Below are 13,922 nucleotides of genomic sequence, written 5' to 3'. Positions count from 1 at the left end.
TGGTAAAAAAAGAAGCTGGACCCGAAAGAATGACGCTCCATGACAATCGTGAAGTGTATATCTTTCGGGTCTTTTATAGATCCGGATCAATCCCCTTTGTTTCTTTCCCAACAAACAGTACAGTAAATGCTCCGATAACAATCGCAACGAAAAATACGACAAACACCGCTGCAATAGATGCCCCCTTCGCTACAAGCATGCCAACTAAATAAGGTCCGATAACACCGCCTACGCGACCGAATGAAGCCGCAAAGCCTACTCCGGTAGCTCGAACAGCAGTCGGGTACAGCTCTGGCGTATAGGCATACATGGCCCCCCAGGCTCCCAAATTGAAAAAGGACAAGCTCATGCCAGCCGCAATAAGCATTCCTGCCGAATCGGCATTGCTAAACCAGATGGCGCTGCATGCAGTTAGCAATAAATAGGTAACAAGCACAAATTTCCGTCCGAATTTCTCAATAAAATAAGCAGCGGTAAAGTAACCGGGAAGCTGTGCCAGGGTAATGATCAATACGTACTGAAAGCTTCTGACAAGATCATACCCCTTCATGACCATAACCGTTGGAAGCCATAGAAACATGCCATAATAAGAAAATACGACTGTGAACCATAAAATCCAAAGCGCAATCGTAGAACGACGGTTCTTGACCGACCAGATCGATGCCAATCTTTCCTTTAACGACAGCTTAATATGCTGCTGGGCCACAAATCGAGGTGAATCTTGAATCGATCTTCTAAGATAAACAGCATAAAACACAGGAAGTGCGCCAATTACGAAAGCCATTCTCCAGCCATAAGCAGGTATGATGAAGTAAGAGATCAGCGCTGCCAATATCCAGCCGCCTGCCCAGAAGCTCTCCAGCAGCACAATAGCGCGACCTCGATCTTTCGCCGGAACAGATTCGCTCACAAGCGTTGAGGCTACGGGAAGCTCGCCTCCTAGACCAAAGCCTGTTATAAATCGGAGCAGGCATAATACGATAAAGCTCGTTGCAAGCGCGGATAAACCGCTGGCAACGGAAAATATAAGCAACGTCCACAGCAGTATGGACTTGCGTCCATAGCGGTCCGCAAGCGAGCCCGCTACAGCCGCCCCCACAGCCATACCGATTGAATTAATAGCTGTCAGCATTCCGATCTGCTGCGCTCCAAGCCCCCATTCTACGCTTAAAGCCGCAACAATAAATGAAAGTATTCCTACATCCATCGCATCGAACAGCCAGCTAAGTCCGGCACTAAACAATAATTTGCGTTGCTTCCTGTCACGCAGCAGAGTTGTCTGACTCATGTGTAGAACCCCTTTTCCACTATTTACTCATTTCACTTATTCATTATTACACACTATCAGTATGACTTAAAAAGGGCTGATCCATCACAGCTATACTTTTATTCATTTCTACTATCCGAATAAAACTTTTTTATAAAAAATAGCCGAGCAGGTTTTTTACACCTGTTCGGCTATTTGCTTCTTTGGTCCAATGCTGCCTGCTCATTTTGTGTGTAAATCAACTATTATCCTTCGTTAGCTCAATAATGAATTATTCATCATATTCTTTCTTATCTTATCTTTTTCTTGTAACGTATGCCTCCTGCCTTATTTCCTTTGTATACGATTCATTAGGCTTTTTTTTCTTCCTCAAAAAACACACCCCCAAAGTATCATCGGTTTCCCTTAGGGGATTTCCAATGGCTACTTTAGGGGTGCATTGCAACAGGTCAATAGGCTTTTTCTTACTCATTCCACATTCCACATATCGCCAAATTAGCATATTTGTTGTAAGCTAGTCCTAAGAATTAGTTTATATGGAAGGAAAAACGAAAAAATGATATGCGCTTGCAGACAAAAAATTGAAGTCTTAAGGAATGCAATGACATTAGCATTTAATAAAGTTGGTTCATTTACAGATGCATCTGTTCTCGCTGCTAGTCAATCTCTTGATGAGGCACTGGTTGAATATAGAAAATGTTCCATGTATGAATTGTGTAATACCGATAGCTGGAGACAAATAGATAAGGAAAGCCAAAATAGTAATGTTGCGAATCCGAATCCTACTATCAAAAAAATAGCGATATAAAAAATCTTAACCTATTAATATTCACTCACGCGATAATGTTTTGTATTTACTTCTAGAAATTATCGTTTGCCTTTAGGATCAAAGGCATCCCTTAATCCATCTCCAATAAAATTAATAGCCAGAACCGTTAACAAAATTGCAGCACCTGGCGGAATCCAAGCTTCAGGGAATTTAGTCAGTACCCTAATCTGCCTTGCCTCATCAATCATATTTCCCCATGTTGGAGTTGGCTCCGGAATGCCGAATCCGATAAAGCTAAGAGCGGATTCTATAACAATCATGGTTGCCATCGTTAATGTCGCATTGACGATAATCGGACCGATCGCATTAGGCAGGAAATGCTTCGTAATAATTCTGAAATCAGAACAACCGATAGAACGAGCACCTAAAATAAACTCCTTCTCCCGCAATGACAAAAAAGTACCCCGTAATATTCGCGTAATATTAGGCCATGTAGTAAATGCAATAATGACTACAAAAATACCGATGCTTACTTTTTGCAAAATAGCTATAATTGTCAATACGAGCAGCAAAAACGGAATCGTAAGCATTAAATCGGTTGCTCTCATTATTACAGCGTCCACTTTTCCGCCATAATAACCTGCTAAAGAGCCCAGTACGAGTCCAATTACAAGCGTAAATATCATAGCTGTGAAGCCGACCGTCAATGAAATTCGAGTGCCAAAAACGAGTCGAGAAAAATTATCGCGTCCTGAAGCATCAGTCCCCAGGTAATGCTCACTGCTTGGCTTACTATAAACTTGGGACAAATTTGATACAGTAGGATCTTGAGTCGCAATGAACGGAGCAAAAATACCAATTAGAATAAAAATCACCATCAAAAAAAGACCGACTAAAGCTAATTTATTTCGTAAGAAACGACGCATCGCGAGTTGAGACGGACTAAGGCTTCTTTCTGGTTGGAGAGTTGTTCCTTCTACATTTACAGTTACGTCTATTTTCACCCTCATCACCTCAATCGTAACGAATACGCGGGTCAGCTACCGCATAAAAAATATCTGCCAGTAAATTTCCAACTAGAATGGTTACAGCCAAAATTAAATTAATGGCCATAATGATCGGATAATCCCGATTCAGGATTGATGTAAGGAACAAGGTTCCAATTCCCGGGTATACATATATAGCCTCCGTAATAACTGCACCGCTGAGCAGCGTACCAAATTCAAAGCCTAATAGAGTAATAATAGGAATCAACGCATTACGAAGCGTATGTTTATAGAGGACGGAATTATTGCTAAGCCCTTTCGCTCTAGCCGTACGAATAAAATCGCTTCCCATCACATCCAACATTTCCGTTCTCATATAACGCATATAAATAGCCGTACTCGACAGCCCTAATGTAAATCCAGGCAAAATCAAATGCTTGATCTTATCGATAAATAAATCAAAACCGGTTAACCCAATCGTCGTTATCGTACCTTGTGAAGGCAGCCACCCTAACTGAAACGCAAATACATAAATCGCAATTAAGCCTGCAAAGAAGCTAGGCGTCGCAAGGCCTAGAAATGCGAATGTGGTCGTGCTGTAATCAAGCAAAGAATACGGCTTTCTGGCAGAATAAATGCCTAAAGGCAATGAGATAACAATCGTAATAAATAAGGCAAACGTAGATAAATATACGGTGTTCATTATTCTAGCTTTAATTAGATCCGCTACGGATTTGCCCGTATACATCATCGACATGCCTAAATCACCGGTGGAGACACTGGATAACCATCTTCCATATTGCATATATATGGGGTCATTCAATCCTAGAGCTTCACGACGCTCCTCGTATACATCTTTTGGAATATTAGGATCCATCATCTTTCCAGTCAACGGGTCACCGGGAGCAAAATAAGCTAAAGCATAAACAATAATCGAAACCAAAAAGAGCATAGGTATAAATTGTAAGATTCTTCTCGCGATGTATTTATACATGCTTGTCCTCCTCCAACTTCAAACAAAGAGGGGAGCTTAACCAATCAGGCACCCCTCTGCTTATCCCTTAAGTCCAAACAATGTTACTGCTTAACCCACCATAAATGGGCACTGCTCACAATTGTATGCGGTTTAACGGAAATTCCTTGAAGTCTGCTGTTCCATGCATGAATATCATTGCCGCTGTATAAAATAATTGCCGGTTGCTCCTCTGAGTAAAGCTTAGCCCAGTCGGAATATATTTGCTTTCTATAGGCGATATCAAATGCTTCTGGAGCCTTCATCGCTTTCTTAATTAAATCATCGCTATCCTTGTTCATCCAACGAATATAATTATATGGCGCTGTGGATAACGAAATTCCTGCTGGATCGGGGTCGCCTGAGTCCAAAGACCAACCGGCCAAATACATATCTAAATCTGTATTATTTTTCTCGATAATCGCGAAATGTGACGATGCATCCCGTGGATTTCTCAGGTTCACCTTAATTCCTACATCCTTGAGATTCTCTACGATAATAGGAGCCGTTTTCTCACGAACTTTATTTCCTGTTGGATAATCTAAATTCAATATCCACTCTTTTCCATTCGGATCTTCACGGAAACCATCGCCATTCGTATCTTTATAACCTGCTTCATCCAGCAAAGCTTTCGCTTTGTCCGCATTGAAATCATAATGGATGGTCGCTTTAGCATCAAATGCCCAAGAAGCTTCTGGGAATGGGGCGTCGATTACTGTACCTTTGCCGAATAATAATCCATCAACGAAGCCTTGCCGATTAATGGCGTAAGCAATCGCTTGACGCACTCTTTTGTCTGCAACCTTCTCATTAACTTTCCAGGTTGAGGGATCGTTCCATTTGGATTCATCTGTTGAAGTATGAAGTTTAAATCCTAGATATTGATAGGCCAGCGCCTGCTGTTCAAGTACTTTTACGTTAGGCAGTGCTGCGATATCATCGGCATCTGATGCTGGAATACCTTCTGGTCGCGTAACCAAATCCAGCTCATTATTTTGGAGCATACCCGACATAATAGCCTGATCTAATACTCTGTAAACGATTCGGTCCAAATAAGGAGCGCCTTGCCAGTAATCATCGAAACGTTCAAGAATATATTGCTCGCCCTCTTGATATTTTGTAAGCTTGAATGGGCCTGTTCCGATAACTTCTCCAGCCTTGAATGATGCGCTGTAAGTTGGCATATCCTTAACCGCTACATCTTTGAAAATATGTTTAGGGATAATTGGAAAAGCTGTGTTGCTGATCGCAGTAACGTTTGGCTCACTAAACTTAAACGTTACCGTGTAATCATCGACTTTCACCACGCCTGGAAATTCTGTCGACTTTCCTCCTACGTAGTCATCATAACCCACCAGCTTGTCTACATACTCTACACGAACACCGCCGGCAGCTGTATAGTCTGGATCAGCAATCGATTTATAGGTAAATACAACGTCGTCTGCTGTTAATGTTTCTCCATCTTGCCATTTAACACCTTGATTCAGGATGTATGTAAGCTCAGTAAAATCATCATTGAATTTCCATTCTTTTGCTAGAAGAGGTATAAACTCCAGCTTATCATTTTGTTCAACTAATCCTTCAAATACGAGATCTAATATATTCGCGTCATAAGCAGAATCATAAAAAATAGGGTTGAATTGGTTGTCCGGAGGCGAGAACATGGCTGCCGTAATTTCTCCACCCTTTTGCGGACCATCTGCATTGGGCTTTTTGTCATCCCCAGGCGTAGATTCCACAACATTGCTTTCTTTCGGTGATGTTGTTGGTGTTGTTTTCGAATTATTATTTGTACAAGCAGTCAAAACGACGATGAGCGTTAAAGCTAAGATAAGAATAAACTGTTTATTCTTCATTCTCGTTCAACCTCCTATTATTTGAATATAACGGAAAGCAATGAAGCGCTGCAGAATCACCTCCTCGACTTAGTAGCTTTGCTGAGAAAACCTTTATTTGGGGTCATACAGATGACAGGCAACAAAATGTCCCGTAAATACTTCTTTCAGGTCCGGCCTTTCTGCTTTGCAACGGTCATGAGCTTGCGGGCATCTCGTATGAAAGGTGCACCCCGACGGTGGATTGGAGGGACTTGGCATCTCGCCCACCAGCTTGATTTTTTCTTTTTTATGTCGAACATCAGCAACGGGTACAGCTGATAACAATGCCTTCGTATACGGGTGCAGAGGCTTTTCATATAAATTATCTTTATGAGCAAGCTCAGCTAATCGTCCTAAGTACATAACGCCTACCCGGTCGCTAATATGCTTTACGACGCTAAGGTCATGGGCGATGAACAAATAGGTTAATTTGAATTCATCCTGCAGATCATCCATCAAATTAAGAACTTGAGATTGAACCGACACATCTAGAGCAGAAACTGGCTCATCACCTATCACAAATTTTGGATAAATGGCAAGGGCCCTTGCTATGCCAATCCTTTGTCTCTGCCCGCCGGAAAATTCATGCGGATATTTAGAAGCAGCCTCAGGCGGCAAGCCGACCTTTCCTAATAGTTCGATTACCCTTTCATTTCGATCAGACTTCGCTACAGTCTTCTGAACCAGCATGGGCTCAGCTATAAGCTCGCCAACACTCATTCTTGGATTCAAAGAAGAATATGGATCTTGAAAAACCATCTGCATGTCCCTGCGGTACTTGCGCATCGCTCGTTGACTAATCGCGGATATATCTGCATCTTGAAATCTAATCTGTCCGCCAGTCGGATCTAGCAATCTAATTAATAACCGCCCCAGCGTCGATTTCCCCGAACCGGATTCCCCTACGATCCCTAATGTTTCCCCTTTATAAATATCGAAAGAAACGTCATCAACCGCTTTAACATAACCGATCGTTCTTTTCAATACACCGCCTTTAACGGGGAAATACTTTTTAAGATTTCTTATTTCGATGAGCGTTTCTCTAGGCATAGACATCTGAGCTCCTCCTCACTTTCCAAAAAGATGACAGCGAACTTTTCGATTCGGTTCTATCTCTATAAGCTCTGGATTAATCAGGCGGCATTTCTCCATTGCCATCGGACAGCGGGGCTCAAAGCGGCAGCCCTCTGGAAAGCGGTCAGACGGAGGAACTGTACCTGGTATTGAATGAAGTCTCTCTACCGTTCGGTCCATATTCGGAATACTTTCTAATAGACCAATGGCATAAGGGTGCTTAGGCTGCGTGAACAGATCATGGACGGACGCCTCTTCCACAATTTGACCGCCGTACATAACCATCACACGATCAGCTGTTTCAGCTACTACGCCTAAATCATGAGTAATTAATAAAATAGAAGAATTAAATTCTTTTTTGAGCTCCAGTAAGAGATCGAGTATTTGGGCTTGAATCGTTACATCAAGTGCGGTTGTCGGCTCGTCTGCTATGAGTAAATCTGGATTGCATGCAACCGCGATTGCGATCATTACTCGCTGTCTCATTCCCCCAGACAGCTGATGGGGATAATCGTGTATGATATCATCAGCTCTCGCGAAACCAACAAGCTTTAACAAGTCCACCGTTTTTCTATAGGCATCCTTTTTCTTCATTTTCTTGTGCCGCATTAACGACTCCGCAACTTGATAGCCAATGGTGAACACTGGATTCAAAGAAGTCATCGGTTCTTGAAAAATCATACCAATATCATTACCCCGTATGCGCATCATTTCTTTATCCGAAAGCTTTAATAAATCCTTGCCGCCGAATAGAATGGAGCCGGCTTCTATTTTCCCTGGCGGCTGGGGGATTAAGCCCATGATGGATAACGAGGTAATACTCTTGCCGCTCCCAGATTCTCCAACAAGCGCTAATGTCTCACCCTTGAACACCGTAAAATCAACATCATCTACTGCTTTGGAGACTTTGCCATCTATGTGAAAATAGGTTTTTAAACCTTTCACCTCAAGCAACGGCTGTTGATCTTCATTTGTGATCTTTGAACTCTGCCATTTAATCAAAGTTGACATCACTTTTTGCACCGCCCCTACAAATATAGTTGAGAGATTCAAAAAAAGATTAATAACTTTAATATTATGAATTTTCTGAATTTTAAAAACGTAAAATGCTTATGTACGAAATAAGCGGAAAAACAATACATTTTGTATGAGATATTGTGTGAGTGGTTAGTAAATATGTGTGGTTGAAAAGAATTTTGGAGGTTGTTACTTCCTTAAAAAGCAAAATATGAATAAGGATTATGTAATGATTAATTAAGTTTAAGTAAAATCCCTATAAAAGGGATAATATAGGGTATTTAAATTTATGTCAATTAAATGTTCGAATTTCATATCATAATACCACTCTGGTGTTATGTTTGATAACATAAACTTATTAATTTTTATGTTTATAAGCTAAGTTTGCTTTTACATAGCCCCTACCCGAAAAACACTGAGTCCTATACAGGCTCTCAGTGTTTTGGATTGGGAATAGAAGTGGCTTAGCCGATAACTCTATTCCGTATTTTCAGATTCATAGCTGTCAAACTTGCCATCTACAGCAAAAATATATTCACACCTATTATCGCCCCATTCAGCCGTAATGCTATAGACTCGGCCCGTTGTGGGGATATCGCTTAACGAAGCCGCTGGATTAGTAAACTCATATCCTGAACTTGTTTTCAGCAGCGGAATAGATATTACAGGCAATAAGGATTCATCATAGCTTTCTGTTAAATACGCCATTTTTAATGTAACTTTATCCGGTAAGGCATCAGCGAATTGGAATGTGAATTTCTCTCCCGGCTTTGGTCGATGCAGTCCCGTTAGCAGGGTTGGCTCACTATGCCAAGCAATATAATAAAAGGAAGGACCTTCCTCTTGCACATCATTCCAAACCAATTTCCGTATCTGATAATTTCCAATTGGACTTGAGCCCGTTTCATTGTTTATTTCCATTTGCGGAGGTTCATTTGGAATTATGCTGCTGCTTTCGCCTGCGCTATTGCTACTTATACCTTTGCTTGCCCCAAGAGCCACAGCACTGACAGCCACTATTCCAAATAAAATAATGGATAAAATGATAACCATTTTCGGCTTTTTATTATGCTTCATAATAGCAACCAGCCTTTCTTTAAGTATGGCTTTCTCATCACTAAAAGTAGCCCGCACAGCTCCGATAGATTTTTTATTTCCGCCTGCTACTGAAATTAATGTATTTCCATATTGTTGTTTTTCCGATGTATTTAGACGTTTGATCACGGCTTCATCACAAGCTAATTCACAAGCGTTGTTGATTTCTTTTTTTATAAAATACATTAAAGGATTAAACCAGTGAAGAGAACCCGCGATTACACCCAACCATTTGATCCCAATATCATAGCGCTTCAAATGAGTGAGCTCATGCAGCAGTATATTTTTTAGCTGAATGTCGCTAAAATCGGTATCTGGGATAATAATAATCGGCTTTACAATACCAATTAGCATGGGAGTAGTAACATAAGAATTGCGTAATAGCTTCACCCGATGTCTTCCATTCATTAAGAATCTTAGCATTCTGCTTTCCCATTCATCCGCCGGTTTGCTCGTAGTCCTGATGTATGTTGAGTATCGCATATATCCCGATAGGCTAACGGCAAGCGAGATCACTACCCCGATAAGCCAAATATAAATAACATACTCATTAAATAGGTATTGCAAGTATTTGTTGTGATCGACATCATTATTAAAAAAACCTGAAGCTACGTTATTCGCTGTATTTAATAACTGAAATGAGTTTATTGAACCTTCTTCTTGACTGCTTTTGCCCATATTTTCACCTGAAGCAGCCAAAGAACCTATTGTTTGATTTCCATAAAAAATACTATCCATAAGGCTCCCCTCTATGGAGAAGGGAATCATAAGCCGCAGGAGCACCACAATCCATATGTAGTATTGAATTGACTTCGAGAATCTGTGCTTCATAAGCGGCTTGATGAGAAATAGAAATCCTGCTAGCATGCTTCCTGATATAGAAAGAGAAAGTATTAGTTTCATTGTGTCACTCATTTTTATCCTCTACTTTAAACATGGTACGCAGCTCCTCAAGATCTTCCTCATTAAGCCTGCTGCCTCCCAATAGAGATGCTACAAAGTTTTTGGCGCTGCCAGCGTATAATCGATCAATTACGTTTTGAACTGTATAGTCGTTATACTCTTTTTCACTGACTAAAGGTGTGTAGTAAAATAGTTCTCTCTTTGCTGCCAGCACAACACCCTTCTCACAAAGTCTGCGAAGCAGCGTTTTTATTGTTGAGCTTTCCCAGCTGCTTGATTGTTCGAGTGATTTCCTAATTTCAGCAATAGGCAGCTCCTTGCCGGCTTCCCATAACACACGCATAACTTCAAGTTCTGAATCCGTAATTTTGGATACTAATGTATTCATGCTCCTCCGCCTTTCGGGTTACAATTGTAGACTTATATGCAGTTTACAACAGTAACCTCTTGATGTCAATTCGAATATTGGTTTGACAGTGTAAGGCAAGCATTTGCCTGTATGGGTTCGCAGGAGGTTTGATTTCGACTAATTAAAGCGGTAAACTTGCTTATAGAACATTCTCTTTATCATTGCCACCATTCAGCCAATTTGATAGGTATAGACGGTCGGAGTAACTATATATTAATAAGTAGGTGAATATAAATGCCAAGCTTAATTTTGGAGGGAGGAACTCTTCGTCCTATATTCAGCGCAGGTGTAATGGATGCATTATTGGATCAAAAGCTAATGTTTCCCTATTGTATCGGCGTATCAGCAGGTATTAGCAATGGATTTTCCTATATCTCCAAGCAAAAACGGAGAAACCTAGATATTATGGAACAATATCGGCATGATAAGCGTTATATCGGTTACCGTAATTTTCTGCGCAGCCGCAGCCTTTTTGGACTTGATTTCGCATTCGGAGAAATTCCTGATAAATTAATTCCGTTTGATATGGATGCCTTTCGCAGCTATAACGGCCAACTTCTAGTGGGGGTAACCAATGCCCATACTGGATTGCCTGAATATATGAATGGTATGGATGTGGACAAAAAATGGACGATGCTGCGTGCTACCTGTGCCATTCCGCTATTCTTTCCTTCTATTGAATTGAACGGTTCCAAATACTACGATGGAGGATTGACCGATCCTATCCCCATCCGCAAAGCAATTGCTGACGGCAACGAGAAGCATCTGATTATTCTGACCCAACCCAAGGGATATGTTAAACAATTCAGCAAACAAAATGCATTTATTAGCAAACTGTTGAAGAAAAAATTCCCTCAGCTTGAGGAAGTCTTACTAACCAGACATGAAAAATATAATGAAACCGTTGCTTTCTGTGAGCAATTGGAGAAAGACGGAAAAGCCATTATTATTCGTCCCGAATATTCTCTTAATAGCTTTGAGAAGGATATCAGCAAGCTTAGAGAAACCTGTCAGCATGGTTACGATTCGGCAATAGACCGTATGCCAGATATTCGTAAGTTGTTCAACTAGCTATCCCCTTTAAAGCTTCCCAAGCAAATAAAGAACACGCCCTATTCGGCGTGTTCTTTATTTGCTCTTAGTATCAATAGCTCACTGCTGATCATCAGCTCATCTAAGCTTTTAAACTCATAGCCCTGACGACGTGCCTCATCAATAATGCTTCCTAAGGCCTCTGTGTTATCCTTGGAGACCGAATGCAATAAAATGATAGCACCAGGATGGAGCTGTTTTATGACTTCTCTATACGCAAATTCTGTTCCTCTCTGTGCATTCACATCCCAATCCTTATAGGCAACAGACCAGAAAACATTTGTATAACCGAATTGCTTGCTTGCCGCAAGCACCCTCTCGTTAAAAATACCTCTCGGAGCACGAAGATAATTCATTTCCTTCTGTCCAGTTAATATGGCGACTTGCTCTTTCACTTTCTCCAGTTCTAATTTAATTTGTCCCTCTGAGAGCTGAGACATGTCGGGGTGGCTCCATGAATGATTGCCAACAATATGCCCCTCTGCAACGATTCTCTTCATCAGCTCCGGCTGATCCTTCACATAATGCCCGGTTACAAAAAACGTCGCTGGCACCTTTTTGTTTTTAAGTACATCGAGAATTTTAGTCGTATAACCGTTCTCATAACCATTATCAAACGTTAAGAAGAGATCTTTCTTGTTCGTATCGCCGAGAAATAGAGCACCGTGCTTCATTATAATATCTTTAAATCCCTCTTCATCAATAGAAGGCAAACGTCCGTCTACGCTCTTTTTAAAGCCAAAATGGTATGCTCCCGGCTGTGCCAGAACAGACGATACGAACAATAGGCAGCACCCTATGACAATTAACAAAGTAGTTATCGATATCTTACGCTTCAAAAATAAAACCCTCCCTATCCATTTCCTCAATTAAACATTCTAGTGTAGCTATATTACCCCAAATTGGGCATTTATACTCCTAACGGTTCAGAAGGAATGTATAGGTAAGCATAAAAAAATCACCTACTCAATTGTCTTGTGGACAAAAGAATAAGTGATTTATGTATCGTTCATTAATTGAGAAAAATGGTCGGGACGACACGATTTGAACATGCGACCCCCTGGTCCCAAACCAGGTGCTCTACCAAGCTGAGCTACGTCCCGAGAAAAGATGGTGCCGTCGAGAGGACTTGAACCCCCAACCTACTGATTACAAGTCAGTTGCTCTACCAGTTGAGCTACAACGGCACATCGATTATGATCACCATATCGTGGTGATTTGGATGAGTATCAGTAAGCTGATCTTCATCTTAAGAAAAAATGGTGCCGTCGAGAGGACTTGAACCCCCAACCTACTGATTACAAGTCAGTTGCTCTACCAGTTGAGCTACAACGGCGTATAATGTTTCTTCACCCTGAAGGATGATTGGTTGCGGGGGCAGGATTTGAACCTGCGGCCTTCGGGTTATGAGCCCGACGAGCTACCGGGCTGCTCCACCCCGCGTCAATTAAATAAAATATGGTGACCCGTAGGGGACTCGAACCCCTGTTACCTCCGTGAAAGGGAGGTGTCTTAACCACTTGACCAACGGGCCTTGAGAAATAGGAACGGAGAGAGAGGGATTCGAACCCTCGCACCACTTACGCAGTCTAACCCCTTAGCAGAGGGTCCCCTTGAGCCACTTGGGTATCTCTCCAAACTTGGCTCCCCGAACAGGACTCGAACCTGTGACAACTCGATTAACAGTCGAGTGCTCTACCAACTGAGCTATCAGGGAAAATATGGTGGGCCCTAGTGGACTCGAACCACCGACCTCACCCTTATCAGGGGTGCGCTCTAACCAGCTGAGCTAAGGGCCCTAAGCGAAAACATAACCTGCTATGTATGGCAATTTTGTTTTTGCAAATTTAGGGAAAATTGCGCCCTGAAAACTGGATACGAAAGATAGGTTTGCTGAAACCTTATTGCTGCTGTCTGCCGGATGTATGGGTCCAAACAAACGATTTTAGGATAAGCCCTCGACCGATTAGTATTCGTCAGCTCCACACATTGCTGTGCTTCCACCCCGAACCTATCAACCTCGTCGTCTTCAAGGGGTCTTACATACTGGGAAATCTCATCTTGAGGGGGGCTTCACGCTTAGATGCTTTCAGCGCTTATCCCGTCCGTACTTGGCTACCCAGCGGTGCTCCTGGCGGAACAACTGGTACACCAGCGGTACGTCCATCCCGGTCCTCTCGTACTAAGGACAGCTCCTCTCAAATTTCCTGCGCCCGCGACAGATAGGGACCGAACTGTCTCACGACGTTCTGAACCCAGCTCGCGTACCGCTTTAATGGGCGAACAGCCCAACCCTTGGGACCTACTTCAGCCCCAGGATGCGATGAGCCGACATCGAGGTGCCAAACCTCCCCGTCGATGTGGACTCTTGGGGGAGATAAGCCTGTTATCCCCAGGGTAGCTTTTATCCGTTGAGCGATG

Annotated in this window: 11 protein-coding genes, 8 tRNA genes and 2 other annotated features; of the genes, 2 read left to right on the top strand and 17 right to left on the bottom strand. The window is 42.1% G+C overall.

The genetic code is table 11. The annotated features are described in order from the left end of the window. Nucleotides 1-73: 73 nt before the first annotated feature. The gene (locus CEF13_RS07625; RefSeq protein WP_102710135.1) at nt 74-1,288 is read right to left on the bottom strand and encodes an MFS transporter; all 1,215 of its coding nucleotides are present in this window, start codon (nt 1,286-1,288) and stop codon (nt 74-76) included. A gap of 535 nt (nt 1,289-1,823) precedes the next feature. Between CEF13_RS07625 and CEF13_RS07620 the strand changes: the two genes are divergently transcribed. Next, nucleotides 1,824-2,075 carry a Spo0E family sporulation regulatory protein-aspartic acid phosphatase gene (locus CEF13_RS07620; RefSeq protein WP_102710134.1) on the top strand — a complete coding sequence of 84 codons (252 nt, stop codon included), beginning with the start codon at nt 1,824-1,826 and terminating at the stop codon, nt 2,073-2,075. A gap of 59 nt (nt 2,076-2,134) precedes the next feature. Here CEF13_RS07620 and opp4C read toward each other — a convergent pair whose 3' ends face one another. The 7 genes from opp4C to CEF13_RS07585 all read right to left on the bottom strand — a co-directional run bounded on the left by opp4C (nt 2,135) and on the right by CEF13_RS07585 (nt 10,388). Then, nucleotides 2,135-3,046 (bottom strand): oligopeptide ABC transporter permease, encoded by a 912-nt coding sequence (gene opp4C, locus CEF13_RS07615; protein ID WP_102710133.1) that lies wholly within the window; start codon nt 3,044-3,046, stop codon nt 2,135-2,137. Between the two features lie 4 nt (nt 3,047-3,050). Next, nucleotides 3,051-4,016: an ABC transporter permease gene (locus CEF13_RS07610; RefSeq protein ID WP_102710132.1), complete on the bottom strand. Its 966-nt coding sequence runs from the start codon at nt 4,014-4,016 to the stop codon at nt 3,051-3,053. Nucleotides 4,017-4,099: 83 nt separating this feature from the next. Continuing rightward, nucleotides 4,100-5,890, bottom strand: coding sequence for a peptide-binding protein (locus CEF13_RS07605; RefSeq protein WP_102710131.1), 1,791 nt, complete (start codon nt 5,888-5,890; stop codon nt 4,100-4,102). A 93-nt stretch (nt 5,891-5,983) separates the two neighbouring features. After that, nucleotides 5,984-6,961 carry an ABC transporter ATP-binding protein gene (locus CEF13_RS07600; protein WP_102716264.1) on the bottom strand — a complete coding sequence of 326 codons (978 nt, stop codon included), beginning with the start codon at nt 6,959-6,961 and terminating at the stop codon, nt 5,984-5,986. Nucleotides 6,962-6,979: 18 nt separating this feature from the next. Beyond that, nucleotides 6,980-7,996, bottom strand: coding sequence for an ABC transporter ATP-binding protein (locus CEF13_RS07595; RefSeq protein ID WP_102710130.1), 1,017 nt, complete (start codon nt 7,994-7,996; stop codon nt 6,980-6,982). A 483-nt stretch (nt 7,997-8,479) separates the two neighbouring features. Next, nucleotides 8,480-10,000, bottom strand: a complete 1,521-nt coding sequence (locus CEF13_RS07590) for a M56 family metallopeptidase (protein ID WP_279588872.1) — start codon at nt 9,998-10,000, stop codon at nt 8,480-8,482. A 4-nt stretch (nt 10,001-10,004) separates the two neighbouring features. Next, entirely contained in the window at nt 10,005-10,388 is a 384-nt protein-coding gene (locus CEF13_RS07585; protein WP_102710128.1) for a BlaI/MecI/CopY family transcriptional regulator, read from the bottom strand. A 255-nt stretch (nt 10,389-10,643) separates the two neighbouring features. Between CEF13_RS07585 and CEF13_RS07580 the strand changes: the two genes are divergently transcribed. Continuing rightward, nucleotides 10,644-11,480, top strand: a complete 837-nt coding sequence (locus CEF13_RS07580) for a patatin-like phospholipase family protein (RefSeq protein WP_102710127.1) — start codon at nt 10,644-10,646, stop codon at nt 11,478-11,480. A 41-nt stretch (nt 11,481-11,521) separates the two neighbouring features. Here the strand turns inward: CEF13_RS07580 and pdaA are convergent, their stop codons facing one another. The 9 genes from pdaA to CEF13_RS07535 form a co-directional block, all read right to left on the bottom strand. Continuing rightward, nucleotides 11,522-12,358: a delta-lactam-biosynthetic de-N-acetylase gene (gene pdaA, locus CEF13_RS07575; RefSeq protein ID WP_424991965.1), complete on the bottom strand. Its 837-nt coding sequence runs from the start codon at nt 12,356-12,358 to the stop codon at nt 11,522-11,524. Nucleotides 12,359-12,527: 169 nt separating this feature from the next. Next, nucleotides 12,528-12,604, bottom strand: a tRNA-Pro gene (locus tag CEF13_RS07570). 8 nt (nt 12,605-12,612) lie between these two features. Beyond that, a tRNA-Thr gene (locus tag CEF13_RS07565) sits at nt 12,613-12,688 on the bottom strand. A 73-nt stretch (nt 12,689-12,761) separates the two neighbouring features. Beyond that, nucleotides 12,762-12,837: transfer RNA gene (locus CEF13_RS07560), tRNA-Thr, on the bottom strand. Between the two features lie 30 nt (nt 12,838-12,867). After that, a tRNA-Met gene (locus CEF13_RS07555) sits at nt 12,868-12,944 on the bottom strand. Nucleotides 12,945-12,960: 16 nt separating this feature from the next. Continuing rightward, a tRNA-Glu gene (locus CEF13_RS07550) sits at nt 12,961-13,035 on the bottom strand. A gap of 14 nt (nt 13,036-13,049) precedes the next feature. After that, nucleotides 13,050-13,137 (bottom strand) — tRNA-Ser (locus CEF13_RS07545). A 5-nt stretch (nt 13,138-13,142) separates the two neighbouring features. Further along, nucleotides 13,143-13,218 (bottom strand) — tRNA-Asn (locus CEF13_RS07540). Between the two features lie 5 nt (nt 13,219-13,223). Beyond that, nucleotides 13,224-13,300 (bottom strand) — tRNA-Ile (locus CEF13_RS07535). Between the two features lie 159 nt (nt 13,301-13,459). Then, nucleotides 13,460-13,713: a sequence feature (23S ribosomal RNA rRNA prediction is too short), on the bottom strand. Between the two features lie 19 nt (nt 13,714-13,732). Then, nucleotides 13,733-13,892: a sequence feature (23S ribosomal RNA rRNA prediction is too short), on the bottom strand. Nucleotides 13,893-13,922 lie beyond the last annotated feature (30 nt).

The sequence above is a fragment of the Paenibacillus castaneae genome, assembly GCF_002884445.1.
Taxonomy (GTDB): domain Bacteria; phylum Bacillota; class Bacilli; order Paenibacillales; family Paenibacillaceae; genus Pristimantibacillus; species Pristimantibacillus castaneae.
This window is presented reverse-complemented; position numbering and strand designations above follow the sequence as displayed.

Bases quoted from the DNA above. Each gene is read 5' to 3' on its own strand.
- CEF13_RS07620 (WP_102710134.1), top strand. From the start codon at position 1,824: ATGATATGCGCTTGCAGACAAAAAATTGAAGTCTTAAGGAATGCAATG.
- CEF13_RS07580 (WP_102710127.1), top strand. From the start codon at position 10,644: ATGCCAAGCTTAATTTTGGAGGGAGGAACTCTTCGTCCTATATTCAGC.
- opp4C (WP_102710133.1), bottom strand. From the start codon at position 3,046: ATGAGGGTGAAAATAGACGTAACTGTAAATGTAGAAGGAACAACTCTC.
- CEF13_RS07625 (WP_102710135.1), bottom strand. From the start codon at position 1,288: ATGAGTCAGACAACTCTGCTGCGTGACAGGAAGCAACGCAAATTATTG.
- CEF13_RS07610 (WP_102710132.1), bottom strand. From the start codon at position 4,016: ATGTATAAATACATCGCGAGAAGAATCTTACAATTTATACCTATGCTC.
- CEF13_RS07605 (WP_102710131.1), bottom strand. From the start codon at position 5,890: ATGAAGAATAAACAGTTTATTCTTATCTTAGCTTTAACGCTCATCGTC.
- CEF13_RS07600 (WP_102716264.1), bottom strand. From the start codon at position 6,961: ATGCCTAGAGAAACGCTCATCGAAATAAGAAATCTTAAAAAGTATTTC.
- CEF13_RS07585 (WP_102710128.1), bottom strand. From the start codon at position 10,388: ATGAATACATTAGTATCCAAAATTACGGATTCAGAACTTGAAGTTATG.
- CEF13_RS07595 (WP_102710130.1), bottom strand. From the start codon at position 7,996: ATGTCAACTTTGATTAAATGGCAGAGTTCAAAGATCACAAATGAAGAT.
- CEF13_RS07590 (WP_279588872.1), bottom strand. From the start codon at position 10,000: ATGAAACTAATACTTTCTCTTTCTATATCAGGAAGCATGCTAGCAGGA.